Below are 26517 nucleotides of genomic sequence, written 5' to 3' on the forward strand. Positions count from 1 at the left end.
TTCAAGGAGGCCACTCACATGGCAGTAAAAGTAGCAATTAACGGATTTGGTAGAATTGGACGTTTAGCATTTAGAAGAATTCAAGATGTTGAAAATATCGAAGTTGTAGCAGTAAACGACTTAACAGATGACGACATGCTTGCACACTTATTAAAATACGACACAATGCAAGGACGTTTTACTGAAGAAGTAGAAGTAATCGACGGTGGATTCCGTGTGAATGGTAAAGAAGTAAAATCATTCTCTGAACCAGAACCATCAAAATTACCTTGGGCTGACTTAGGTGTAGATGTTGTACTTGAATGTACAGGTTTCTTCACTTCAAAAGAAAAAGCTGAAGCACACATCGAAGCAGGTGCGAAAAAAGTATTAATCTCAGCACCAGGTACTGGCGACTTGAAAACAATCGTATACAACGTTAACCACGAATTATTAGATGGTTCAGAAACAGTTGTTTCAGGTGCATCATGTACGACTAACTCATTAGCACCAGTTGCAAAAACTTTACAAGATTCATTCGGTATCGTTGAAGGTCTTATGACTACAATTCACGCATACACTGGTGACCAAAATACTCAAGATTCACCACACCGTAAAGGCGACAAACGTCGTGCACGTGCAGCAGCAGAAAACATCATCCCTAACTCAACAGGTGCTGCAAAAGCAATCGGTCTTGTTATTCCAGAAATCGCTGGCAAATTAGACGGTGGCGCTCAACGTGTACCAGTTGCAACAGGTTCATTAACTGAATTAACAGTTGTTCTTGAAAAAGAAGTAACAGTAGACGAAGTAAACCAAGCAATGAAAAACGCTACAAACGAATCATTCGGTTACACTGAAGATGAAATCGTATCATCTGACGTAGTAGGTATGACATTCGGTGCATTATTCGATGCAACTCAAACACGTGTTATGACTGTTGGTAACCGTCAACTAGTTAAAGTAGCATCATGGTACGATAACGAAATGTCTTACACTGCACAATTAGTTCGTACTTTAGAATATTTAGCAGACCACGCAAAATAAGCGTGTGATACGATAAGTTAAGGACGTAATGACGATACGTGCTTCTAACTGAAATGTAGCTTGATACTAGGCGGGGGAGCACAAACGCTTCTCCGCCTATTTTAAAAGGGAAGAATGGAAAGTAAGTAATAAAATTCTTAATAAAAAGCAAGATTTGGTTTAAACTGAAAGAAACAATTGTTTTGAGGAGGATTTTAAACATGACAAAGAAAGATGTAACTGATGTAGCCTTAAAAGGGAAAGTAGTACTTGTTCGTGCAGACTTTAACGTACCGATGAAAGATGGCGAAATTACAAACGATAACCGAATTGTTCAAGCGTTGCCAACATTGCAATATATTCTTGAACAAGGTGGAAAAGTCGTTGTATTTTCACACTTAGGTAAAGTAAAAGAAGAAAGTGACAAAGAAAAGTTATCTTTAGCACCTGTTGCAAAACGTTTGTCTGAAAAATTAGACAAAGAAGTAACTTTCATCCCTGAAACACGTGGCGAAAAATTAGAAACAGCCATTGAAGCGCTAAACGAAGGCGACGTATTAATGTTTGAAAATACACGCTTTGAAGATGTAGACGGTAAGAAAGAATCAAAAAATGATCCTGAACTTGGTAAATATTGGGCGTCATTAGGCGATGTGTTTGTTAACGATGCATTTGGTACAGCACATCGTGAACACGCATCAAACGTGGGTATTTCAACACATCTTGAAACAGTAGCTGGTTTCTTAATGGAAAAAGAAATCAAATTCATCGGTGGTGTTGTAGAAAACCCAGACAAGCCAGTTGTCGCAATCTTGGGTGGTGCAAAAGTATCAGACAAAATTGGTGTCATCGAAAACTTACTGAATATTGCCGACAAAGTATTAATTGGTGGCGGTATGGCGTACACATTCTTAAAAGCACAAGGCAAAGAAATCGGTCTTTCATTGTTAGAAGCAGACAGAATTGACTTTGCGAAAGATTTACTTGAACGTGCTGGCGATCAAATTGTCTTACCAGTTGATGGTAAAGTAGCGAAAGAATTCTCAAACGATGCAGAGATTACAACAGTTTCAATGGATGAAATTCCAGCAGACCAAGAATCTCTTGATGTCGGTCCTGAAACAGTTGAATTGTTCAAAAAACAACTTGAAGGTGCAAAGACAGTTGTTTGGAATGGCCCAATGGGTGTATTCGAATTCAGTAACTTCGCACAAGGCACAATCGGTGTATGCGAAGCGATTGCTGAATTGAAAGATGCAACAACTATTATCGGTGGTGGCGATTCAGCTGCTGCTGCAATGCAATTAGGCTTTGAAGAAGACTTTACACATATTTCAACTGGTGGCGGTGCTTCACTTGAATATTTAGAAGGTAAAGAATTACCTGGTATCAAAGCCATTGCAAATAAATAAGCGAACACGAAAATATTATTAACAAACTAGGAGTGTTTTAAGTGAGAAAACCAATTATTGCAGGTAACTGGAAAATGAACAAAACAGTGCAAGAAGCAAAAGACTTTGTTAATGCGCTCCCAGCACTTCCAGATACAAATGAAGTAGAAGCGGTAATCTGTGCACCAACGATTCAGTTAGATGCATTAGTGACATTAACAAAAGAAGGCGTTGCACCTGGTTTGAAAATCGGTGCACAAAATGCATACTTTGAAGAAAGTGGTGCGTTCACAGGCGAAACATCACCTGTCGCTTTAGCTGACTTAGGTGTAAGCTACGTTGTAATCGGACACTCAGAGCGCCGTGACTTATTCCACGAGACAGACGAAGAAATTAACAAAAAAGCACATGCGTTATTCAAACACGGTATGACACCAATTATTTGTGTTGGTGAAACAGACGAAGAACGTGAACAAGGTAAAGCAAACGCTGTTGTTGAAGGACAAGTAGAAAAAGCTTTAGCTGGTTTATCAGAAGAACAAGTAAAAGAACTTGTCATTGCTTATGAACCAATTTGGGCGATCGGTACTGGTAAATCTTCAACAGCTAAAGATGCAAATGAAATGTGTGCAGCAGTTCGTTCAACAGTTGCGAAGTTAACAAATGATGAAGTAGCACAAGCTGTTCGTATTCAATATGGTGGAAGTGTTAAACCAAACAACATCAAAGAATACATGGCAGAAACAGATATCGATGGTGCATTAGTCGGTGGTGCTTCATTAAAAGTTGAAGACTATGTTCAATTGTTAGAAGGTGCAAAATAATATGGCGAAACAACCGACAGCCCTTATTATTTTAGACGGTTTTGCAAATAGAGAAGAAGAACACGGGAATGCAGTTAAGCTAGCGCATAAACCGAACTTTGATCGTTATGCTGCAAAATATCCAACGACACAAATTGAAGCAAGTGGATTAGACGTTGGTCTTCCTGAAGGTCAAATGGGTAACTCTGAGGTTGGTCATATGAATATTGGTGCTGGCCGTATTGTGTACCAAAGTTTGACACGTATTAACAAGTCTATTGCAGACGGTGATTTCTTTGACAATGGTGTTTTAAACGATGCGATTGATCATGCGAAAAATCACGAAGCAGCATTGCACATCTTCGGTCTTTTATCAGACGGTGGTGTTCATAGTCACTATAAACACCTTTTTGCAATTTTAGAATTAGCAAAACGCAAAGGTCTTGATAAAGTATACGTACATGCCTTTTTAGATGGTCGTGACGTCGATCAAAAGTCAGCATTAACGTACATTGATGAAACAGAAGCGCAATTCAAAGAACTAGGTGTAGGTCAGTTTGCTTCAGTATCAGGCCGTTATTATTCAATGGACCGTGATAAACGTTGGGAACGTGAATTGAAGGCATACGATGCAATCAGAGGTTTCAGTGAGACGCAATATGCAACAGCTCGTGAAGGTGTGGAAGCGAACTACGCTGAAGGTTTAACAGACGAATTTGTTGAGCCATTCGTTGTATCAGGTCAAAATGAAGGCGTTAATGATGGTGATGCTGTTATTTTCTACAACTTCCGACCTGATAGAGCAGCACAGCTTTCAGAAGTGTTCACAAACAAAGCGTTTGATGGTTTCCCAGTGGAACAAGTGAATGACCTTTACTATGCAACGTTCACTAAATACAATGATGATGTTGATGCACATATTGTATTTGAAAAAGTGGATTTGAAAAATACAATTGGTGAAGTTGCACAAGATCATGGTTTAACACAATTGCGTATTGCAGAAACAGAAAAATACCCACATGTTACTTACTTTATGAGTGGTGGTCAAAACGAAGAGTTCAAAGGTGAACGTCGTCGCTTAATCGCATCACCAAAAGTAGCCACATATGACCTTAAACCAGAAATGAGTGCGTATGAAGTACGTGATGCATTGTTAGAAGAGTTGGATAAGGGAGACTTAGACTTAATTATCCTTAACTTTGCAAACCCAGACATGGTGGGTCACAGTGGTATGTTAGAACCGACAATCAAAGCAATTGAAGCAGTAGATGAATGTTTAGGTGCTGTTGTTGATAAGATTATCGATATGAATGGTACAGCGATTATTACAGCTGATCACGGTAACTCTGATGAAGTGTTAACAGACGACGATCAACCAATGACAACACATACAACAAACCCAGTCCCTGTTATTGTAACGAAAGAAGGTGTGTCACTACGCCCAACAGGTCGTCTCGGTGACTTAGCACCGACGTTAATTGATTTACTCGGTGTGACACAACCTGCAGATATGACAGGTGAAACATTGATTCAGCACTAAATAATTTTGAGAAACGATGCACAATCGTTATAATAAAAATAAGAAGACAATATGTAAGTTGGACTTCCTGACCTATGTTTATAGTAGGGAATTCATCTTAACAAAAAGGAGATTAAATCATTATGCCAATTATTACAGATGTTTACGCTCGCGAAGTCCTAGACTCACGTGGTAACCCAACAGTAGAGGTAGAAGTATTAACAGATAGTGGTGCATTCGGTCGTGCCTTAGTACCATCAGGTGCATCAACAGGTGAACACGAAGCAGTAGAATTACGCGATGGCGACAAATCACGCTATCTTGGTAAAGGTGTAGAAAAAGCTGTTGAAAATGTCAACGAAATTATTGCACCTGAATTAATCGAAGGTGAATTTGAAGTATTAGATCAAAATTCAATTGACAAAATGATGATCCAATTAGACGGTACTGCAAACAAAGGTAAATTAGGTGCCAACGCTATTCTTGGTGTATCAATCGCTGTTGCACATGCAGCTGCTGACTTCTTAGGTCAACCTTTATACAAATATTTAGGTGGATTCAACGCAACTGTATTACCAACACCTATGATGAATATCGTAAACGGTGGTTCTCACTCAGATGCGCCAATCGCATTCCAAGAGTTCATGATCTTACCAGTTGGTGCGTCAACATTCAAAGAAGCATTACGTATCGGTGCAGAAGTATTCCACGCATTAGCAAAAATCTTAAAATCACGTGGACTTGTAACTGCGGTAGGTGATGAAGGTGGATTCGCACCTAAATTTGAAGGTACAGAAGACGGTGTTGAAACAATTCTTGAAGCAATCAAAGCAGCTGGTTACGAACCAGGTAAAGATGTATTCTTAGGTTTTGACTGTGCATCATCAGAATTCTACGAAGACGGTGTATATGATTACACGAAATTCGAAGGTGAAAAAGGTGCGAAACGTACAGCAGCAGAACAAGTTGACTACTTAGAAGAGTTAGTAAACAAATACCCAATCATCTCTATCGAAGACGGTATGGATGAAAATGACTGGGAAGGTTGGAAATTATTAACTGAACGCATCGGTGACCGTGTTCAATTAGTAGGTGACGACTTATTCGTAACAAACACTGAAATTTTACAAAGAGGTATCGAAAACAAAATTGGTAACTCAATCTTAATCAAAGTGAACCAAATCGGTACTTTAACTGAAACTTTCGAAGCAATCGAAATGGCTCAAAAAGCTGGTTACACTGCAGTTGTATCACACCGTTCAGGTGAAACAGAAGATACAACAATTGCTGATATCGCTGTTGCGACAAATGCAGGTCAAATCAAAACTGGTTCATTATCACGTACAGACCGTATTGCAAAATACAATCAATTATTACGTATTGAAGATGAATTATATGAAACAGGAAAATATGAAGGTATTAAATCTTTCTACAACTTAGATAAATAAGGTTTGAAACTGATCAAAGACTATCCGTTACAAAACGGGTAGTCTTTTTGCTTTTCACAAAATATTTTCAGTCATTTTTACTATATTAACAAAATATAAAAATAGAATATAATTTATCAGAAAAGTCAGATAAATTATTTACAACTATCCTTTGAATTGGTAATATTCATTATTATTAAGCACTTTTTGATTTGAAAGGGGTTGTTGAAATGATAACGGGAGATAAAGTGAAGAAGGTTATAGAATGTGACAAAAAGTATTTTGCAAAAGCAGGTCGAATACCATACTATCCGCTCGTCATCGAGTCAGCGCATGGTGCAACATTAACGGATGTGAATGGTAAGCAATATATTGATTTATTATCAAGCGCGAGTTCACAAAATGTAGGACATACACCCAAAAAGGTCGTTGAAGCGATTCAGAGACAGGCTGAGAAAATGGTGCACTATACACCTGCATACATGCACCATGAACCGCTCTCTAAGTTAGCGGAACGACTTTGTCGATTATCACCGGGGGATTTCGATAAAAAAGTGTTGTTTGGTTTAACGGGATCAGATGCAGTTGACGGAATGATCAAGTTTGCACGAGGTTATACGGGTAGGCCATATGTGATTAGTTTTACAAATGCGTATCATGGTTCGACATATGGTTCGATTACTGCATCAGCGATTTCGTTAAATATGAGACGTAAAATAGGGCCATTACTACCAGGTTTTTTCCATATTCCGTATCCAGATGCTTATCGTGGTATGTATGGGGCGGTAACACCGAGTACTGTTGAAGAATACTTAGCACCGTTGAAAGAAATGTTTGAAACATTTGTACCGCCAGAAGAAGTGGCGTGTATTTTGATTGAGACTTTTCAAGGGGATGGTGGGCTATTAGAACCGATACAAGGTTATTTTGAAGCATTGGCTGACATATGTCGAGCACATGGTATTTTGTTGGCAATTGATGATATTCAACAAGGCTTTGGCCGAACAGGTAAGTTCAGTTCGGTCGAACATTTTGATATCGAAGCGGATTTAATTGCATATGGTAAGTCAATTGCGGGTGGTATGCCAATGTCAGCTATTGTCGGTCGTAGTGAAGTGATGGATGGACTTGATGCACCTGCGCATCTATTTACAACAGGAGCCAATCCAGTATGTTGTGAAGCAGCGATTGCTACGCTAGATATTTTGGAAGATGAGAATCTTATCGATGAAACAGCGAGAAAGGGGCAATTGGTTAAACATCGTATGCAGCAATGGTTATCGAAATATCAATGTGTCGGTGATGTGAGAGGAGAAGGTTTGTCGATTGGTATTGATATTGTATCGGATAAGATCAATAAGACGAAAGATGCGGAAGCTGCGTTAAAAATATGCAACGCTTGTTTTGAACAAGGTGTCGTTATTATTGCGATTGCAGGTAGCGTCCTGAGATTTCAGCCGCCACTTGTGATTACAGATGAAGCATTGGATCAGGCATTAACTGTTATAGAGTCAGTAATTGACGCATTAGAAAAGGGAGCACTTGATAATTATCAAGTAGAAGGACAAGGGTGGTAAGAATAATGACAAATACAATTAATTGGCAAAAAGTTTTAAAGTTAAGTGGCGCATATATTGCATACTTAATTGGTTCAGGATTTGCAACAGGACAAGAAGTCATGCAATTCTTTGCATCATACGGGCCTATTGGCATTGTGGGTGCATTGATATCGATGGTTTTATTCTGTGTATTAGGTTCGATGATTATGTTGAAAGGTTATGAATTAAAGCTTAAACAACCGGGAGATATTTTCAAAGTTTACTGTGGGAATATTCTAGGTCGTATCATTGAATATTTTGCATTGCTCTTTTTATTTAGCATTGTTGTCATTATGATTGCAGGGACAGGAGCTGTTGTGTCGGAGCATTTTAAGTTGCCTTCTGCCGTTGGATATCTTGGTATGGGGGTATTAGCGATGATAACAGTCATATTAGGATTGAATAAACTTATAGACATCATTGGTCTGATTGGACCTGTTATTGTTGTTTTAACCATTGGTATTTGTGGTTATGTATTTTTAACACATCTTAGTCATATTCCATCTTTTGACACATTACCAGAAGCGGCTCAAAAATTACAACCTGTTGGTCATTTTTGGCAATCTGCTATTTTATTCTTTTGCTATAACATGTTAGCGGGTACTGTTTTTTTCACACAACTTGGCAGTGAAGTGAATAACAAAAAAGAAGCAGTTGCAACAGCAATCTGTGGTGCTGCAGGTCTGATGATTACAGTTATAATGATGATTGTTGCAATGCTCGTTCATTACAGTGAAGTCATCAAGTTAGAAGTGCCATTACTTTACATTGGCAATACTATTCACCCAGTAATCGCATTATTTTTTGCGGTGTGTATCATTTTAGGTATCTATTCAACAACCGCACCCATGTATTGGCTCGTTAAAAATGAAGCGATGCGCTTTCTCAATCCACGTCTTGATATATTCGTTACTGTCGCTTTAGGCATTATCTTTATGCTTGGTGGCACATTGCCATTCGGTTCATTAGTTGCGACAATTTATCCGTTTGTTGGTTATGTCGGTGCCTTTATTGCTGTTATTATATTTGTCCATACCGTTTTACATCATATGAAGCATCAATAAAAAGCTTGAGATAACATATTTTGAGAAATAGTTGAGAGATTTTGTTTTAACTCGAGTCTCATTCTTGTAATGGCGATGCTCTATGTTTTCATTGCGCTGTATATTTGGTATAGTGAGATTAAATCATTTTGGAGGAAAACACTATGTCTCAACATACGGACGCAGAGATACGTGCGAATCACACAGGTAGGTTATTAGCATATGTCTCATTCTTATTTGCAGTTTGTCTTGTGGTACATCAAGTCATGATTGTTGATGGTCATGTGATCAGTCATATGCTCGAACAATCAGGTAACAAAGTGAGCGAGAACGCTATTAAAGCGATAAGCAATAGCTTACGTTACACAGGTATTTTGTACATCCTTGCTTATTCAGCAGGCGTTGTCGCTATAAAATTCCAACACCCATATTTATGGTGGTTTATGGTTGCTGTATTCATATCACAAGTTTTTAACGCATTGTTAAACCCACCTATTCTTTACAGTGCGATTTTTCATGTGAAAGGTTTCTTCGCATTAGTGCCATACGGTATTGTTGTATTAGGTTCAATCGCTGTTGCAGCGTTTATGATTACGACGAGTATTAAGCGTAAAACGACGTTCAACCGATAGTCAGCATTGTCGTCAAGGGAATAATGTGATAAAATAGCTTTCGTATATGATGAATGGAGGACAATCTGATGCATACTTTTATTGTTGTATTACTGATTATTGACTGTATCGCACTCATCACTGTTGTTTTATTACAAGAAGGTAAGAGTAATGGTTTATCAGGTGCTATTAGTGGTGGAGCTGAGCAATTATTCGGTAAACAAAAACAACGTGGTATAGATTTATTTTTGCATAGATTGACAATTGTACTATCAATTATTTTCTTTGTATTAATGTTAAGTATCAGTTACTTTGATATGTAGAGTCCGACAGTTGTGTAGTCGGACTTTTTTATTTGAGACGGAATATACGAATCGCTAAAATAAAGTTACATGACAGACAATGAAAGGACACGATTTTAATATGAAAATTCAACTTCCAAAGCCATTCTTGTTTGAGGGTGGAAAACGTGCAGTATTATTATTACATGGTTTTACTGGTAACAGTTCCGATGTGAGACAACTTGGTCGTTACCTTCAGAAAAAAGGCTACACTTCTCATGCGCCACATTATGAAGGGCATGCCGCACCACCAGAAGAAATTTTGAAATCGAGTCCACATGTTTGGTACAAAGATGCACTCGATGGTTACGATTATTTGATTGATCAAGGATATGACGAAATCGCCGTAGCAGGGCTTTCATTAGGTGGCGTTTTTGCATTAAAGTTAAGTTTAAACCGTGATGTAAAGGGAATTGTTACGATGTGTACACCTGCATACATTAAGACAGAAGGTTCCATGTTCGAAGGCTTTTTGGACTATGCGCGTAATTTTAAGAAGTATGAAGGAAAAGATGAAACAACGATTGAAAGTGAAATGGATGTTTTTCATCCAACTGAGACGTTGAAAGAACTACAAGATACCATTCAAGGTGTTCGAGATAGCCTTGATGAAGTGATGGATCCATTATTAGTGATTCAATCTGAACATGATGAGATGATTAACCCAGATTCTGCCAATGTGATTCACGATACGGCTATTTCTGACAATAAATCATTGTCATGGTATCACAATTCAGGTCACGTTATTACAATAGATAAAGAAAAAGAACAAGTATTTGAAGAAGTCTATCAATTTTTAGAATCACTGGTGTGGAACGATTAAAATCAGTGATAGATAAAAGTTTAATAGGAAAGGAGGCAAATAATGAATTTAAAACAAGAAATATTAAACCTAATTCAAGAAGATGATTATCGTGCGATGTCTGTTTCTGACTTTCAAGATGCACTCGGTTTGAGTAGTGCGGAGTCATTTCGTGACTTGATTAAAGTTTTAAACGAGTTAGAACAAACAGGTATTGTGACACGTACAAAGCAAGATCGATACCAAAAGAAAGGTCCTAAGCCAGGATTGGTAAAGGGGACTTTGAGTCAAAATAAAAAGGGCTTTGCATTTTTACGTCCTGAAGATGAAATGATGGAGGATATTTTTATCCCACCAAGTAAAGTGAACTATGCGATGGAGGGTGATACGGTCGTTGTTGAAGTACAAAAGTCTCGTGGTGATTATAGAAAGGGTAAGTTTGAAGGAGAAGTCAAAGCAATTGAACGTCATGCCGTTCAACAAGTTGTTGGAACATTCTCTGAAGCGCGCCATTTCGGTTTTGTGATTCCAGATGATAAACGCATTATGCAAGACATTTTTATCCCGAAAGGACAAGACTTAGGTGCCGTCGAAGGTCACAAAGTATTAGTACAGATTACACAATACTCAGACGGTACGAATAACCCAGAAGGACAAGTGTCTGCAATTTTAGGGCATAAAAACGATCCGGGTGTAGATATTTTATCAATCATCTATCAACACGGGATCGACATTGAATTTCCAGAAGATGTGTTAAAAGAAGCGGAAGCTGTACCAGAGTCAATCAAACCTGAAGAAATTAAGGGGCGTCGTGATTTAAGAGATGATTTAACGATTACTATTGATGGTGCAGACGCTAAAGACCTTGATGATGCGATTGCCTTGAAACAAATAGACAATGGTCATATTGAACTAACTGTAAGTATTGCCGACGTAAGCTATTATGTGACAGAAGGAAGCGCACTCGACCGTGAAGCGTATGATCGTGCGACAAGTGTGTACCTTGTGGACCGTGTGATTCCGATGATCCCACATCGTTTAAGCAATGGTATCTGTTCATTGAATCCCAACGTGGATAGACTGACAATGAGTTGTCGTATGGAAATTAATAAACGTGGTGAAGTTGTTAAACACGAGATTTTTGATAGTGTGATCCATTCAGATGCCCGTATGACGTATGACGCAGTTAATGAAATTATTACCGAAAAAAATCCAACAATTCGTCAACAGTATGCAGAAGTGACACCGATGTTGGATTTAGCACAAACACTCTCAAATCGTTTAATCGAAATGCGTAAACGCCGTGGTGAGATTGACTTTGATATTCCTGAAGCACAAGTACAGGTAAACGGTGAAGGGATTCCAGAAGATGTCGTTATTCGTACACGTGGTGAAGGGGAACGTTTAATTGAATCATTTATGTTAGCGGCGAATGAGACGATTGCTGAACATTTCAATAAAAAAGATGTTCCATTCTTATATCGTATTCATGAACAACCGAAGTCAGAACGTCTACGTCAATTTTTTGACTTCATTACAAACTTCGGCATGATGATAAAAGGAACTGGTGAAGAAATTCATCCAAGTACATTACAAAGAATTTCTGAAGAAGTGACAGGGCGACCAGAAGATCGAGTCATTTCAACAATGATGCTACGCTCGATGCAACAAGCACGATATGAAGCGGATAATCTTGGACACTTTGGGTTGGCTGCGGATTATTATACACACTTCACATCACCAATCAGACGTTATCCGGACTTAATCGTCCATCGCTTAATTCGAAAATATCTCATTGAGCAGTCTATGGATGGCAAGGCAATGCGTCGTTGGGAAGATGCGCTACCAGAGATTGCGACGCATACGTCTAACCGTGAGCGTCGTGCGATTGAAGCAGAACGCGATACGGATGAATTGAAGAAAGCCGAGTACATGATTCAACATATCGGTGATGAGTTTGAAGGGGTTATTAGTTCTGTTGCCAACTTCGGTATGTTTATTGAGTTGCCGAATACGATTGAAGGGCTTGTCAGCATTCAAAATATGACAGATGACTATTACAACTTTGATGAACATCATATGGCATTGATTGGAGAACATAAAGCGAAAGTCTATCGCATTGGTGACACAATCAAAGTAAAAGTCGTACATGTTGATGTGGATGAACGTCAAATCGACTTCCAAGTAGTAGGAATGCCAATCGACTTGAAAGGCGGTCGTGATAAGAAACAACAAGGAAAAACAATCCAGATCAAAACGAAGGGCAATCAATTCAAAGGTAAAAATGACTGTAAGAAGAAACGTAAACAGCGCAAAGGTAAGAATGAACGTCAAAAAACGAAACACAAGCCGTTTTACAAAGATAAAAGTATCAAAAAGAAAGCCCGAAGAAAGAAAAAATAAGTTGAGGTGAGACCATATGGCGAAAAAGTCAGGTAAAGGTACCTTAGCAGAAAATCGTAAAGCACGACATGATTATCAGATTGAAGATACGATTGAAGCAGGCATTGTATTACAAGGAACTGAGATTAAATCTATTCGACGTGGAAGTGCTAACTTAAAAGACAGCTACGCACAAGTGAAAAACGGTGAAATTTTCCTACAAAACATGCATATCGCCCCGTACGAAGAAGGGAATCGTTTTAATCATGATCCGTTACGTTCACGTAAACTGCTACTGCATAAGCGTGAAATTGTAAAACTTGGAGATCGTACACGTGAGATTGGTTACTCAATCGTGCCACTTAAACTTTATTTAAAACAAGGGCATTGTAAAGTCTTGTTAGGTGTTGCACGTGGTAAGAAAAAGTATGACAAGCGCCAGTCTTTAAAAGAAAAAGCAGTCAAACGTGATATGGCACGTGCTATGAAGCAAAAGTATTAAACATTGCACTGTACGTTAATATTTGTTAAGATATAATGTGCTTTGATAAGGAAGAATAAAGCACATTATATTGTTATGGGGACGTTTATGGATTCGACAGGGGTCCCCCGAGCTTATGAAGCGTGTCGGAGGGTTGTCTTCGTCATCAACACACTCAGTTTATAATAACTGGCAAAACTAACAACAACTTCGCAGTAGCTGCCTAAGCGCACTCTGCATCACCTAACCGCATCGCCTATGTGCGGTTAACGTGATTCAACTGAAGTAGGCTACACACGTCACTGCCGTTTGAAGTCTGACGTGGAGAGATGAATCAAACTAGTATCATGTTGGTTGTCTGTCACCTTGCATGATGCGAAACTTATCGATAGACTACACACGTAGAAACATTTGTATCAGGACCTTTGGACGCGGGTTCAAATCCCGCCGTCTCCACTATATAGCACTGAAAACCCTTGATATTAAAGGGTTTTGTATTTGCAAGTGTCAAATATGTGTCAAGAAAATAATTCTTTGACTCGTTGGCCTTGCTCTTTTTTTTGTTCATCTAGCAAATGAGAATAGACTTCTAAAGTTATTGAGATGTTATAATGACCGAGCCTTTTACTTATATATTCTATCGGGATACCTTTTGAAAGTAGATAAGAAGTGTGAGTGTGTCTTAATGCGTATGGGGTAATATCGTCATCGTTAAGACCGATTTGTTTCTTTGCATATCTGAAGGATTTTAATACTGCATTATGACTAAGTTTAAAGAGTTTTCCATTAGTGCGTTTAGGTAATTTAGATAGCTTGGATTTTATCAACTTAATATCTTTTTTTGGAACTTCTACAAACCGATCTGCGTTACTTGTTTTTGTCCCCCTAAGATGAATAAGTTCGTCTTTTTCATTTAAATCTATATGTAGCATATTAATTACGTCACTAAATCTAGCTCCTGTTATTGATAGAATGTAAAGAAAAATATAACTTTCTTCATCACGACTTTTAAAGTACTCCATTAAAGCTAGGTAATCTTTTATAGTGATATACTTCTTTTCTTCTCTTTTAGATTTTTTTGTTCCCCGAATGTCTACTTGGTAAGTAGGATCTTTCTTTAAATAACCATCGTAAACCGCATCTTTTATGCATCTCGATAAACAACCATGAACTTTTCTTACAGTTTCTGTGGCTCTGTTCTGACCAAATTCATTCAAGAATTTTTGGTATTCAGACCGTTTAAGGTTTTTAATTAAAAATCTGTCCCCGAAATACTCATTAAACAGTCTCAAAGAGCGTTCGTACCAATAATATTGTTGAGAGGCAAGCTCCCTTTTATTCTTGATAATCAACCACTCATTATAGTAATCAGAAAAAGTCTTGTTGTCTTCTAAAAAGTTACCATCTTCAAGATCACGTATAAGTTGTTGTGCCGCATTGGTAGCTTCTGCTTTAGTTTTAAAACCCGACTTTCTCTTTTTACCTGACTTGAAAGAAGGGTGCTTCACATCATACTGCCAGCTTGTTGAATTCTTGTTTTTCCGTTTTGTTACTGTGAAAGTTGCCATTTTTACCACTCCTTAGGAACGTATGTTTGGTATATTTATGAACTACACATCGACTAAAGTCGATGGTTTCTAGGAACACTCATAACTTGATGTAATCATTGATTACAACAGAGGTTTAAGCTATTTTACTAAGGCTTGTTCCAAGCCAAAATTTAGTATATTTTTTGATGCATTGATATCACGGTCATGTTCTGTACTACATTCAGAACATATCCAACACCTAACATCTAATGTCTTTTTACCACTATCAAATCCACAGCTTGAACAGTATTGAGATGATTTGTAGGGATTAACAGTCATTGATGTCTTACTATACATTACACATTTGTATTCAATGAATGTTCTAAAAATTCGCCATGACTGACTTGCAATTGAACGTGATAACTTATGATTTTTCATTAAATTCGATGTTTTCAAATCTTCTAAGACGATTAAATCATAACGTTCAACTAAATCTGTCGTAATTTTATGGATATAATCTTTTCGTGTATTGACGATTTTTTCATGAATACGTGCAACTTGACGTTTTGCCTTTTGATAGTTCTTAGCATCTTTTAAAGGCATACCATTCTTAATTGCATTCAGTCTACGTCTTGCAACACGCTTTTCCCAATAATGTAACTGCTTTTTATACTTTAGATGTAAACGTTGCGAGGCATATTTCTTACCATCTGACGTAATTGCTAGATGTGTCAAACCTAAATCTATACCAACCGACTTACCTGTTTTTGGTAGTGCTTGATTATCGCTTTCTACCAATAATGAAATATAATAATATCCTGTTGATTTACGTGTAACCGTAACCGATTTAATACGACTGTTTTCAATGTGTTGGACGCTTGACTTGCATTTAACCCACCCTAGTTTGGGTAACTTGATGTAACGCTGATTATCATTAAAACGGATGTTGTTACCACGTATCGTGCTGAGGTATGACTGCCTTGTAATTTTCTTTGATTTAAATTTAGGATATCTTGAATAACCTTTAAAAAATCGGTCAAATGTCTCGGATAATGTTTTGACAGCACATTGAATCGCAACACTATCTATATCTTTTAACCATGGATATTCAAGTTTCAATGCTGGTAATAAAGCACTTAATTTTGGATAACTTAACATCTTAAGTTCATTATTATTCTGATAGCGCTGATTAATCATATTCAACATTTCATTCCATACAAAACGTGTACAGCCGAATGTCTGTTCAATTTTCAATTGTTGTGCTTTGTTTGGATATATCTTACATTCGATACCTCGATACATGATAACACCTCCTTCAATACTATTATACACATGACTATTAAAAAAATGAATTTAAATGTTATAATATTAAGTATTAGGGGGTATACATATGATTGTAAAAACAAGAACAAACGTTTATGATTTTAATTTTCATCTAGTGTGGATTACAAAGTATAGAAAGTCGATATTTGATACAAAAGAAAAGTGTGAAGCAATGAAAGGATTTTTAATAACAATCGCAAAGGAACATGATATAACCATTCAAGAAATGGAAGTAATGCCTGACCACGTTCATATGCTTATATCATTTCATCCTAAACATGCACCAAGCTCCATCGTCAAGACATTGAAAGGTAAGTCAGCACGTTTATGGTTCAAACAGTATCCTAAAACAAAAGCGTCATTGTGGGGTGGACACTTGTGGTCTCCAAGTTACTTCATGAGTACGCTCGGGAACATGTCTAAGAATACTGTTGAAAACTATATCAAAAATCAAACGAAAGAATTTAATGGAGGTCGTCCAAGACGTTGATTCATCACGGTAATGAATTATCGTGTTTTCTCAACTGACGACCCATGATAAAAAATATATAGGGTAGGCATGCTACCCAGTATTGGCTAATATCCCCCTTGCGATGGTGCAGTTTGTAAACCATAAGGCGACTCTTTTGAAAGATCTCTCAATCTATCAATTTCAGCATCAGAAGGGTTATTTAAGTCAATTCCTTCATCTATCGCTTGTTGAACGGCAGGATTATAAATCTCTGGTTGTTGTTGCGTTGGATATGACTCATAACTTTGTATTTGCTGGTTGATTGATTGATCTTGATTTTGTGGTTGCATTTGATCTTCGTGATATTGTTGAGCAGAGTATTGTTCATCTTCTTCATTTTTTTGATTATCTTTTTTTACTTGTTTTGTTTCAGATTCTTCTCTTTTCTTAGTTTCTTGTTTCAATTCTTCTTTCTTTTGTTTTTCATTCTCTTTTCCATCTGTTCCACAAGCACTTAACATTAATGCGCTAGCGAATAAAATTCCTAGTGATTTACGCATACTAATTAACCTCCTTATTAATGAATTTATACAGTTATATATGAAGTATATATGAAGCGAACACCATATCATACATGTTTAGATGCTGATATTAAATGTGTTATAATCAAAGAAAAAGTAGGTGCTTAAATGGAAATGATACTTCTGCTTTGCTCAACTGGTGTTGCTGGGCTGTTTACTTATATATATTTAGACTATTTGTCAATCTTAGATACTGAAAAGCCTGAAATCAAAAGAATGTTCTCGTTACTTTTCTCTATTATGAACTACACATCGACTAAAGTCGATGGTTTCTAGGAACACTCATAACTTGATGTAATCATTGATTACAACAGAGGTTTAAGCTATTTTACTAAGGCTTGTTCCAAGCCAAAATTTAGTATATTTTTTGATGCATTGATATCACGGTCATGTTCTGTACTACATTCAGAACATATCCAACACCTAACATCTAATGTCTTTTTACCACTATCAAATCCACAGCTTGAACAGTATTGAGATGATTTGTAGGGATTAACAGTCATTGATGTCTTACTATACATTACACATTTGTATTCAATGAATGTTCTAAAAATTCGCCATGACTGACTTGCAATTGAACGTGATAACTTATGATTTTTCATTAAATTCGATGTTTTCAAATCTTCTAAGACGATTAAATCATAACGTTCAACTAAATCTGTCGTAATTTTATGGATATAATCTTTTCGTGTATTGACGATTTTTTCATGAATACGTGCAACTTGACGTTTTGCCTTTTGATAGTTCTTAGCATCTTTTAAAGGCATACCATTCTTAATTGCATTCAGTCTACGTCTTGCAACACGCTTTTCCCAATAATGTAACTGCTTTTTATACTTTAGATGTAAACGTTGCGAGGCATATTTCTTACCATCTGACGTAATTGCTAGATGTGTCAAACCTAAATCTATACCAACCGACTTACCTGTTTTTGGTAGTGCTTGATTATCGCTTTCTACCAATAATGAAATATAATAATATCCTGTTGATTTACGTGTAACCGTAACCGATTTAATACGACTGTTTTCAATGTGTTGGACGCTTGACTTGCATTTAACCCACCCTAGTTTGGGTAACTTGATGTAACGCTGATTATCATTAAAACGGATGTTGTTACCACGTATCGTGCTGAGGTATGACTGCCTTGTAATTTTCTTTGATTTAAATTTAGGATATCTTGAATAACCTTTAAAAAATCGGTCAAATGTCTCGGATAATGTTTTGACAGCACATTGAATCGCAACACTATCTATATCTTTTAACCATGGATATTCAAGTTTCAATGCTGGTAATAAAGCACTTAATTTTGGATAACTTAACATCTTAAGTTCATTATTATTCTGATAGCGCTGATTAATCATATTCAACATTTCATTCCATACAAAACGTGTACAGCCGAATGTCTGTTCAATTTTCAATTGTTGTGCTTTGTTTGGATATATCTTACATTCGATACCTCGATACATGATAACACCTCCTTCAATACTATTATACACATGACTATTAAAAAAATGAATTTAAATGTTATAATATTAAGTATTAGGGGGTATACATATGATTGTAAAAACAAGAACAAACGTTTATGATTTTAATTTTCATCTAGTGTGGATTACAAAGTATAGAAAGTCGATATTTGATACAAAAGAAAAGTGTGAAGCAATGAAAGGATTTTTAATAACAATCGCAAAGGAACATGATATAACCATTCAAGAAATGGAAGTAATGCCTGACCACGTTCATATGCTTATATCATTTCATCCTAAACATGCACCAAGCTCCATCGTCAAGACATTGAAAGGTAAGTCAGCACGTTTATGGTTCAAACAGTATCCTAAAACAAAAGCGTCATTGTGGGGTGGACACTTGTGGTCTCCAAGTTACTTCATGAGTACGCTCGGGAACATGTCTAAGAATACTGTTGAAAACTATATCAAAAATCAAACGAAAGAATTTAATGGAGGTCGTCCAAGACGTTGATTCATCACGGTAATGAATTATCGTGTTTTCTCAACTGACGACCCATGATAAAAATAAATGAAATCGCCTAGATTTATTTGTGAAAAAAAGATCCATGGTGGTATGTCATCTTTTGATTTATATTTTGAAAAGGGAACTTTCTCAAATGTTTTTCTTTGAGCGAGTTTTTTGTTTATGAAATTAATTCGTTTTGCAATAGATTTAGAATTCTCATAACTTAAAGCGTTAAAATACTCTGAATTCTTAATCCCTAATCTATTTCCAATTTTATGACTAAGCAGGGTCTTTATTGTGGTTTCGGTCTGAATAATGTATTTAAATAATAATGTCTGTAAATCAAAGTCAAATAATACAAGTGATTCAATAAGTTCGAAGGATATATTGCCTTTCGTTTTTGCGAGTGTTTTTACATAATCGGTTATAATTTTATTGAAACCATGATACTTAATAGCTACAATTACATCATCATTTTCATCAAAGTTAATCCCTAGTTTTCTCATTTCTTCAATTAGTTCTTCATAAGTAAGGAACTTAGTCATAATATTTCTCCTAAAACGAAAAAACCCCAAATGCTAATTAAAGCACTTGGGTGATTCGGGCTGAATCTAAATTTTCGGCTCACTTTGTTGAGAGCTTTCAGTGCTTTTAACATACCACGTTTTAATTTATATTTCAACGATATCACCTATTTTTATTAGTTCATCAGTAACTTCTCTATTAATAGGTTCTGCATCGAATTTAAATCGTTGTTTATTATTTTGTTGATTTTGCATTGTTTTTATCATGGGTCGTCAGTTGAGAAAACACGATAATTCATTACCGTGATGAATCAACGTCTTGGACGACCTCCATTAAATTCTTTCGTTTGATTTTTGATATAGTTTTCAACAGTATTCTTAGACATGTTCCCGAGCGTACTCATGAAGTAACTTGGAGACCACAAGTGTCCACCCCACAATGACGCTTTTGTTTTAGGATACTGTTTGAACCATAAACGTGCTGACTTACCTTTCAATGTCTTGACGATGGAGCTTGGTGCATGTTTAGGATGAAATGATATAAGCATATGAACGTGGTCAGGCATTACTTCCATTTCTTGAATGGTTATATCATGTTCCTTTGCGATTGTTATTAAAAATCCTTTCATTGCTTCACACTTTTCTTTTGTATCAAATATCGACTTTCTATACTTTGTAATCCACACTAGATGAAAATTAAAATCATAAACGTTTGTTCTTGTTTTTACAATCATATGTATACCCCCTAATACTTAATATTATAACATTTAAATTCATTTTTTTAATAGTCATGTGTATAATAGTATTGAAGGAGGTGTTATCATGTATCGAGGTATCGAATGTAAGATATATCCAAACAAAGCACAACAATTGAAAATTGAACAGACATTCGGCTGTACACGTTTTGTATGGAATGAAATGTTGAATATGATTAATCAGCGCTATCAGAATAATAATGAACTTAAGATGTTAAGTTATCCAAAATTAAGTGCTTTATTACCAGCATTGAAACTTGAATATCCATGGTTAAAAGATATAGATAGTGTTGCGATTCAATGTGCTGTCAAAACATTATCCGAGACATTTGACCGATTTTTTAAAGGTTATTCAAGATATCCTAAATTTAAATCAAAGAAAATTACAAGGCAGTCATACCTCAGCACGATACGTGGTAACAACATCCGTTTTAATGATAATCAGCGTTACATCAAGTTACCCAAACTAGGGTGGGTTAAATGCAAGTCAAGCGTCCAACACATTGAAAACAGTCGTATTAAATCGGTTACGGTTACACGTAAATCAACAGGATATTATTATATTTCATTATTGGTAGAAAGCGATAATCAAGCACTACCAAAAACAGGTAAGTCGGTTGGTATAGATTTAGGTTTGACACATCTAGCAATTACGTCAGATGGTAAGAAATATGCCTCGCAACGTTTACATCTAAAGTATAAAAAGCAGTTACATTATTGGGAAAAGCGTGTTGCAAGACGTAGACTGAATGCAATTAAGAATGGTATGCCTTTAAAAGATGCTAAGAACTATCAAAAGGCAAAACGTCAAGTTGCACGTATTCATGAAAAAATCGTCAATACACGAAAAGATTATATCCATAAAATTACGACAGATTTAGTTGAACGTTATGATTTAATCGTCTTAGAAGATTTGAAAACATCGAATTTAATGAAAAATCATAAGTTATCACGTTCAATTGCAAGTCAGTCATGGCGAATTTTTAGAACATTCATTGAATACAAATGTGTAATGTATAGTAAGACATCAATGACTGTTAATCCCTACAAATCATCTCAATACTGTTCAAGCTGTGGATTTGATAGTGGTAAAAAGACATTAGATGTTAGGTGTTGGATATGTTCTGAATGTAGTACAGAACATGACCGTGATATCAATGCATCAAAAAATATACTAAATTTTGGCTTGGAACAAGCCTTAGTAAAATAGCTTAAACCTCTGTTGTAATCAATGATTACATCAAGTTATGAGTGTTCCTAGAAACCATCGACTTTAGTCGATGTGTAGTTCATAATAAGTGATTGACGGATTTGTTGTTTAGGTATGCAAATTGAGAATTTGTCTTGTACATCTATAACTAAAATCTTAGTTTTAATATGTGGTATTTTTCCAAGATTTTCAGAAGTTAAAGGATTTTTAATTTCTTGTCCTTTTTCAGAAAGGATACTTAATTCCATACCTACTTCTATTCCATCTACCGCTCCAGCTGAAATTACTAATTTGTAATCATTTAAAAAAGCCGCCACTGATATAATTTTCTTTTCCATCCTTTTCACTCCAAATCTTTATATATTGTTAATGGTTCAAAGCTAATAAGGTAATCACCATGTTGAACCCCTAGTCCGTATTTTATTTTATAATAATCTAGAGTCTCTTCCACAAAACTTTTAGAAACTTCAAAGAAAATAGCCATTTCATGTAAATTTTGTACACCGTATTTAAAAGCGTCTATCAATCCTTGTAAAGTTATGACAGATTCATAAGCTAGTCGTCTTGCTTTTATTTCTAACTTTTTATTTAACATATCAGATTGGTCTAATATGTTTCCATATGAAATTTTATAATGTGCAATTTCTTCAGCTAATACTTCATGTTTATGGTAGCTTGTCATATCTTTATCTATCAAAATAGCACCATTAGCATAGATTCCCTTAAATCCACCTCTTAATTTAAATCCATCACTAATAGGGATATGACTATTTTCAATCATTAATCGTTCGTACATAGTCATATGTATTGCCCCTTTATTGTTTTCTATGTTTTTGTTTAACGAATTCGGCATATTGTAAAATTTCTTCTAATTCTTCTTGTGTGAAATCGCCTTCTAAGTGAGCGGCTCATCTTCCACTCGAACTTTTTTGACAAAGGCTTCTCCATTGATAATAAATACACCAATTTGACCGTCTCCTCACGCCACATAGGCGCTATTAATCAAAAATTCGATAGTTATAAATAACTTTGCCTATCACTTCGATTTCATCTACTGTTTTTTATTTATATTAAAACACCCCAAACATGATAATCTCAATAAAAACTCTCCTTTCTATCTAAACAATCTTTGACTTGCTACAACACGACCAACTATTTTTACTTCATCATTTTTACCGTAAACTTGCGGATAGTGTTGTGGATTGTTTGATTCAGGTATCAATATAATTTGATCGTCATTGTATCTAACACGTTTTACGGTGGCGTTATATCCATTAATCATTACCACTCCGAGCTGACCATTTTCTACAATTGCATCTTTTTCTACGACTACAATATCACCATCTTGAAATAATTTATCCATACTATCTCCAGACACACACAAACCGAATTCTTCTTTGTTAGAATTGAGGTTTTTAGTAGCAAAATATATGTAATCAATTAAATTTTCCTCTGTATAAATAGGCATTCCTGCTGATATTTTAGAGACAACTGGTATCTTTTTGACTGGTAGGGTTTCTAAAACTTGTTTTTCTTTATCTTCTACTAAATCAGCTTTAGTAACATTAAAGTAATCAGCAAGTAATTCTATTTTATCGATACGCGGATATGTTTTCGCGTTTATCCAATCTGATAAAGTTGTATATTTCACTTTTAAATCATTTGATAATTTCTTTCTGTCGATATTATTTTCTTTCATAAGACGAGAAATATTTTTAGCCATTACTTGTTTATTACCTAGCATTTATTTTCAATCCCTTCATCTAATAACTTAAACTCATTATACGATTAATCCGTAAATAATACAAGAGAAAAATAAAAAATACGGTTTAAGTGTTGACATTACGTTTTAACCGTAATATACTTAGGTCAGTTCTTACAACAGGAGGTGACATAAATGGTAAGTGTGCAAGTAAAAAAGGAACCGTATACCTTAAAAATGTTGCGAGCGAAATACGATTTAACTCAAGCACAAGCGGGCGCTAAAGTAGGAGTTTCAGCAGATGTATGGCACAACTGGGAAAAGGCAAAAACATTCCCTAACATTCCACAATTACAAAAAATAGAAAAAGAATTTAACGTCACTTATAATGACATTATTTTTTTAACTAATAATAACGGTTAAACCGTAATATAGAAGGTGATAATAATTGAACGAATTACAACTAAGTAATGACCTAACAACTATTGAAACTGAAATCAAAAGCTATCAAAACATCGCTGGTCAATCTATTTTCGAGATTGGTCGACGATTGAAACATGTTAAGGAAAACGACTTAGCTCATGGCGAATTTGGTAAGTGGCTACGTTCGATAAATTTACATCACGACACTGCTAATAAAATGATGAAAATCGCAAATGAACTTAACTCAAATTCATACACGTACATGAATTTAGGTAGCAGAGCATTATATGAAATCGCAACCTTGCCCGAACCGGAACGCACCAAAGAACACACAACATCAACTGGAGAAATTAAAACGCCAGACGAGATGACTGTTCGAGAATTGCGAGAGCTAAAGAAACAACTCAAACAACGTGATAAACAAAACGAGCAATTACAATCACAAATTGAACAGGTTAAACGTTCTGAAGAGATAGCGTTGAAACAGTTGGAAGATGAACAGAATAAGGAACCAGAAGTGATTGAACACTACATGGAACCATATGACTATCAACAAACAAAGGCTGCCTTAGAGCAATCACGTCATCATCAAAAACTTATCGAACAACGCAATGAAAAATTAGAAAAAGAAATTGCAGAAATGAAACAACGTAGAGATGAAGTTAGCGAAAAATCAGCAAAGTATGATCAACTGAATAATGCACTGAATGATATGAACAGAAAATTAGATGATGGACAGCGTCGATTGAAAGCTCAGAAAGAAGTCTATGACCTAGTGAGAAAAAGTAATGACCTTATTAAAGAAATAGCGCCTATGTGTTACTTCATTCATGATGAACATATTTTAAATAATGAATATGCAATAAAACCAATCAAAAAAATAGCAGAAGATTTACTAGATTTATCTAAAAAAATAAACCAACAAATTAATAAAGGAGATGTTATAGATGTCTAAAAATTTGATAGATATCAGTGTAAAGCAAGCGGATCAATTAGTACAACAAGCACAGTATACAAGACAACTTTTAAATAAGATGGTTGAACACGAAGAAAAAATGTTGACGCATGATAAGAAAATGGATGAACAGTGGAAAGAGACGCTCGATATTAAAGCAGAGGTAATTGAAATAAAAAACAGTGCAAGTAATAGGTTGGATAAATTAGAAAATAATCTTGCAATCACTCATGGTGAAGGAAAATTTATTAAAGCCAAAGTTGCTGAAAAATCGTATCAATTAGTAAATGAATTTTTAGGTACGGCGGTATCGAATGAACTTTACCACAAAAAGCGCTGCCATTTTATCACGGGTTTGTACAGCAGGTTAAATAAACACTTCAACTCAATTACTTATACAACAATTAAGCATATAGATTTTGAAAAGGCAATGTGTCTTATTGAAGACACAACTTTAGAAGATTTACCTAGAAACTATTTAAAACTTACTGACAATCAAATTGAAACTGCCAAACGTCATGGTGATTATGCAATATTAGAAAAATTAAATCAATTCCAAATTTAGGAGGTGTACTAATGAATATTCAAGAGGCAACAAAGTTAGCTTTAGAAAAAGGCAAATCTATTTATAGAAAAGATTTAAGAAATAAAGGGTTAAGAGGCGAAATCTTGCCTACAAACGACTCGCATCACGGTATGCTGTATACCATTCCAGATAAAAAGTCCTATAAGCAAAGATGGCAACCGTTAGCAGAGGACTTAGTATCTGATGAATGGTTTGTGACAGGAGAGGAATTAAGCTCCTACTAGTTTTTTTAAATCTATTAAAGCGTTTATGAATTTTTTAACATTATTTTTATATAAATTTTCCATTTCAATAATTAATTTTGGATTGATTATTAGTTCAGCGAACCCACCATCGCCATATCCAAGTGTAACGTATTCATTTGAAGAAAGCTCTTTTGTGTAAGTCACAAAGTCGTCAAAATTAAAACCTAAAAAATAATCATGATGCACTTGTTCATCATCATAAAAATAACGAGCCATTTCTTCAGAATACCCTTCATCTAAACGGTCTTTATATATTTGATAAAAATGATGCAAAACAAAATTTGCTTCGTTAGTAAGCATAGTTATTCAACTCCTTATTAGGAGTATACCAGAAAGGAGCATATACGATTGAACGGATTACAACTTAGCAACAACCTAACCACAATCGAACAACCAAATTAAGGAGGAAACTATGGAACAAATTACATTAACCAAAGAAGAATTAAAAGAAATTATAGCGAAAGAAGTAAGAAAAGCTATAACTACTAAGAATACAATTACTCCCCGCTTAATTTTAATGAGGTAAGGATTGATTGCAGAGATTTCAAAAAGATTAATGTGAAATACGATTTTACAAAACATTTACTTGAAGATCTTGATTACCCGTTATCTTTAAAAAAATATGAGCGCTATCTTGATCATTACGAACACAACAAAGGCTATGTCAATGATATACATGACCTAATCAGAAAACTAACACTTTCAATTTTTGGAGTGACGCTTAATTCTGACTTGTCAGAAGATGAATATGAAGAAGCAGCAACAATGTATCGAAATTTAAAAAAATATTATTTATATCTATACGAACAGCGCATGAGTAAACTTTCACTCGATGACTTTGAATAAAGGAGGTCAAATG

Annotated in this window: 29 protein-coding genes, 1 other RNA gene and 1 pseudogene; 21 read left to right on the forward strand and 10 right to left on the reverse strand. The window is 35.6% G+C overall.

Features of this window, described 5'->3' with window-relative positions; translation table 11 throughout:
- Positions 1-18 precede the first annotated feature (18 nt).
- The 13 genes from gap to ssrA all read left to right on the forward strand — a co-directional run bounded on the left by gap (position 19) and on the right by ssrA (position 13862).
- Complete coding sequence (gap, locus tag C7J88_RS09395) at positions 19-1026, forward strand: type I glyceraldehyde-3-phosphate dehydrogenase (protein ID WP_095115651.1); 1008 nt, start codon at positions 19-21, stop codon at positions 1024-1026.
- Between the two features lie 200 nt (positions 1027-1226).
- On the forward strand, positions 1227-2417 hold the full coding sequence (locus C7J88_RS09400) for a phosphoglycerate kinase (protein ID WP_095115653.1): 1191 nt from the start codon (positions 1227-1229) through the stop codon (positions 2415-2417).
- 41 nt (positions 2418-2458) lie between these two features.
- Complete coding sequence (gene tpiA / locus C7J88_RS09405; protein WP_095115655.1) at positions 2459-3220, forward strand: triose-phosphate isomerase; 762 nt, start codon at positions 2459-2461, stop codon at positions 3218-3220.
- 1 nt (position 3221) lies between these two features.
- Complete coding sequence (gene gpmI, locus C7J88_RS09410) at positions 3222-4739, forward strand: 2,3-bisphosphoglycerate-independent phosphoglycerate mutase (RefSeq protein WP_095115656.1); 1518 nt, start codon at positions 3222-3224, stop codon at positions 4737-4739.
- A gap of 122 nt (positions 4740-4861) precedes the next feature.
- Positions 4862-6166 (forward strand): surface-displayed alpha-enolase, encoded by a 1305-nt coding sequence (gene eno, locus C7J88_RS09415; protein ID WP_095115658.1) that lies wholly within the window; start codon positions 4862-4864, stop codon positions 6164-6166.
- A 209-nt stretch (positions 6167-6375) separates the two neighbouring features.
- Entirely contained in the window at positions 6376-7722 is a 1347-nt protein-coding gene (locus C7J88_RS09420) for an aspartate aminotransferase family protein (RefSeq protein ID WP_095115660.1), read from the forward strand.
- Positions 7723-7727: 5 nt separating this feature from the next.
- Positions 7728-8807, forward strand: a complete 1080-nt coding sequence (locus tag C7J88_RS09425; protein WP_095115662.1) for a YkvI family membrane protein — start codon at positions 7728-7730, stop codon at positions 8805-8807.
- A 143-nt stretch (positions 8808-8950) separates the two neighbouring features.
- Entirely contained in the window at positions 8951-9418 is a 468-nt protein-coding gene (locus C7J88_RS09430; protein WP_095115664.1) for a hypothetical protein, read from the forward strand.
- A 68-nt stretch (positions 9419-9486) separates the two neighbouring features.
- Positions 9487-9720: a preprotein translocase subunit SecG gene (gene secG / locus C7J88_RS09435; protein ID WP_095115665.1), complete on the forward strand. Its 234-nt coding sequence runs from the start codon at positions 9487-9489 to the stop codon at positions 9718-9720.
- Positions 9721-9820: 100 nt separating this feature from the next.
- Complete coding sequence (locus tag C7J88_RS09440; RefSeq protein WP_095115667.1) at positions 9821-10561, forward strand: alpha/beta hydrolase; 741 nt, start codon at positions 9821-9823, stop codon at positions 10559-10561.
- Between the two features lie 42 nt (positions 10562-10603).
- Positions 10604-12943: a ribonuclease R gene (rnr, locus tag C7J88_RS09445; RefSeq protein ID WP_095115669.1), complete on the forward strand. Its 2340-nt coding sequence runs from the start codon at positions 10604-10606 to the stop codon at positions 12941-12943.
- 16 nt (positions 12944-12959) lie between these two features.
- A complete protein-coding gene (gene smpB, locus C7J88_RS09450; protein ID WP_095115671.1) occupies positions 12960-13424 on the forward strand; it encodes an SsrA-binding protein SmpB in 465 nt (154 codons plus the stop codon).
- Positions 13425-13501: 77 nt separating this feature from the next.
- Positions 13502-13862: a transfer-messenger RNA gene (ssrA, locus tag C7J88_RS09455) on the forward strand.
- 59 nt (positions 13863-13921) lie between these two features.
- Here ssrA and C7J88_RS09460 read toward each other — a convergent pair.
- Complete coding sequence (locus C7J88_RS09460) at positions 13922-14971, reverse strand: tyrosine-type recombinase/integrase (RefSeq protein ID WP_095115674.1); 1050 nt, start codon at positions 14969-14971, stop codon at positions 13922-13924.
- 120 nt (positions 14972-15091) lie between these two features.
- Positions 15092-16234, reverse strand: a complete 1143-nt coding sequence (locus tag C7J88_RS09465; protein ID WP_095115676.1) for an RNA-guided endonuclease TnpB family protein — start codon at positions 16232-16234, stop codon at positions 15092-15094.
- Positions 16235-16322: 88 nt separating this feature from the next.
- Here C7J88_RS09465 and tnpA (C7J88_RS09470) point away from each other — a divergent pair, with 88 nt between their 5' ends.
- Positions 16323-16745, forward strand: coding sequence for an IS200/IS605 family transposase (tnpA, locus tag C7J88_RS09470; RefSeq protein ID WP_095115679.1), 423 nt, complete (start codon positions 16323-16325; stop codon positions 16743-16745).
- 86 nt (positions 16746-16831) lie between these two features.
- Here the strand turns inward: tnpA (C7J88_RS09470) and C7J88_RS09475 are convergent, their stop codons facing one another.
- Positions 16832-17266 carry a hypothetical protein gene (locus C7J88_RS09475; RefSeq protein ID WP_095115681.1) on the reverse strand — a complete coding sequence of 145 codons (435 nt, stop codon included), beginning with the start codon at positions 17264-17266 and terminating at the stop codon, positions 16832-16834.
- 344 nt (positions 17267-17610) lie between these two features.
- Positions 17611-18753 (reverse strand): RNA-guided endonuclease TnpB family protein, encoded by a 1143-nt coding sequence (locus tag C7J88_RS09480; RefSeq protein WP_095115676.1) that lies wholly within the window; start codon positions 18751-18753, stop codon positions 17611-17613.
- An 88-nt stretch (positions 18754-18841) separates the two neighbouring features.
- Between C7J88_RS09480 and tnpA (C7J88_RS09485) the strand changes: the two genes are divergently transcribed.
- The gene (tnpA, locus tag C7J88_RS09485; RefSeq protein ID WP_095115679.1) at positions 18842-19264 is read left to right on the forward strand and encodes an IS200/IS605 family transposase; all 423 of its coding nucleotides are present in this window, start codon (positions 18842-18844) and stop codon (positions 19262-19264) included.
- A 17-nt stretch (positions 19265-19281) separates the two neighbouring features.
- On the opposite strand, the gene C7J88_RS09490 is transcribed toward tnpA (C7J88_RS09485), so the two are convergent.
- Positions 19282-19803 (reverse strand): Abi family protein, encoded by a 522-nt coding sequence (locus C7J88_RS09490; RefSeq protein WP_095115683.1) that lies wholly within the window; start codon positions 19801-19803, stop codon positions 19282-19284.
- Between the two features lie 290 nt (positions 19804-20093).
- Positions 20094-20516 (reverse strand): IS200/IS605 family transposase, encoded by a 423-nt coding sequence (gene tnpA / locus C7J88_RS09495; RefSeq protein ID WP_095115679.1) that lies wholly within the window; start codon positions 20514-20516, stop codon positions 20094-20096.
- Between the two features lie 88 nt (positions 20517-20604).
- Here tnpA (C7J88_RS09495) and C7J88_RS09500 point away from each other — a divergent pair, with 88 nt between their 5' ends.
- Positions 20605-21747, forward strand: a complete 1143-nt coding sequence (locus tag C7J88_RS09500; protein ID WP_095115676.1) for an RNA-guided endonuclease TnpB family protein — start codon at positions 20605-20607, stop codon at positions 21745-21747.
- Positions 21748-21794: 47 nt separating this feature from the next.
- Here the strand turns inward: C7J88_RS09500 and C7J88_RS09505 are convergent, their stop codons facing one another.
- The 3 genes from C7J88_RS09505 to C7J88_RS09520 form a co-directional block, all read right to left on the reverse strand.
- Positions 21795-22085 (reverse strand): hypothetical protein, encoded by a 291-nt coding sequence (locus tag C7J88_RS09505; protein WP_095115685.1) that lies wholly within the window; start codon positions 22083-22085, stop codon positions 21795-21797.
- A gap of 5 nt (positions 22086-22090) precedes the next feature.
- Positions 22091-22600, reverse strand: coding sequence for an ImmA/IrrE family metallo-endopeptidase (locus C7J88_RS09510; RefSeq protein WP_249027474.1), 510 nt, complete (start codon positions 22598-22600; stop codon positions 22091-22093).
- A 261-nt stretch (positions 22601-22861) separates the two neighbouring features.
- Positions 22862-23491: a helix-turn-helix domain-containing protein gene (locus C7J88_RS09520; protein WP_095115689.1), complete on the reverse strand. Its 630-nt coding sequence runs from the start codon at positions 23489-23491 to the stop codon at positions 22862-22864.
- A gap of 153 nt (positions 23492-23644) precedes the next feature.
- Here C7J88_RS09520 and C7J88_RS09525 point away from each other — a divergent pair, with 153 nt between their 5' ends.
- The 4 genes from C7J88_RS09525 to C7J88_RS09540 are packed head-to-tail and all read left to right on the forward strand — an operon-like array spanning position 23645 to position 25637.
- The gene (locus C7J88_RS09525) at positions 23645-23872 is read left to right on the forward strand and encodes a helix-turn-helix transcriptional regulator (RefSeq protein WP_095115691.1); all 228 of its coding nucleotides are present in this window, start codon (positions 23645-23647) and stop codon (positions 23870-23872) included.
- Between the two features lie 25 nt (positions 23873-23897).
- Positions 23898-24827, forward strand: coding sequence for a DUF3102 domain-containing protein (locus C7J88_RS09530; RefSeq protein ID WP_095115693.1), 930 nt, complete (start codon positions 23898-23900; stop codon positions 24825-24827).
- Complete coding sequence (locus C7J88_RS09535; protein WP_095115695.1) at positions 24820-25392, forward strand: ORF6C domain-containing protein; 573 nt, start codon at positions 24820-24822, stop codon at positions 25390-25392. Before C7J88_RS09530 ends, C7J88_RS09535 begins: the two co-directional genes overlap by 8 nt.
- An 11-nt stretch (positions 25393-25403) precedes the next feature.
- Entirely contained in the window at positions 25404-25637 is a 234-nt protein-coding gene (locus C7J88_RS09540) for a Thoeris anti-defense Tad2 family protein (RefSeq protein WP_020219729.1), read from the forward strand.
- On the opposite strand, the gene C7J88_RS09545 is transcribed toward C7J88_RS09540, so the two are convergent.
- The gene (locus C7J88_RS09545; protein ID WP_095115697.1) at positions 25623-25958 is read right to left on the reverse strand and encodes a hypothetical protein; all 336 of its coding nucleotides are present in this window, start codon (positions 25956-25958) and stop codon (positions 25623-25625) included. The genes C7J88_RS09540 and C7J88_RS09545 overlap by 15 nt on opposite strands.
- 112 nt (positions 25959-26070) lie before the next feature.
- On the opposite strand from C7J88_RS09545, the pseudogene C7J88_RS09550 reads away from it, so the two are divergent.
- Positions 26071-26504, forward strand: a pseudogene (locus C7J88_RS09550) (hypothetical protein).
- Positions 26505-26517: the final 13 nt, after the last annotated feature.

The organism is Staphylococcus muscae (genome assembly GCF_003019275.1).
GTDB classification, from domain to species: Bacteria; Bacillota; Bacilli; order Staphylococcales; family Staphylococcaceae; genus Staphylococcus; species Staphylococcus muscae.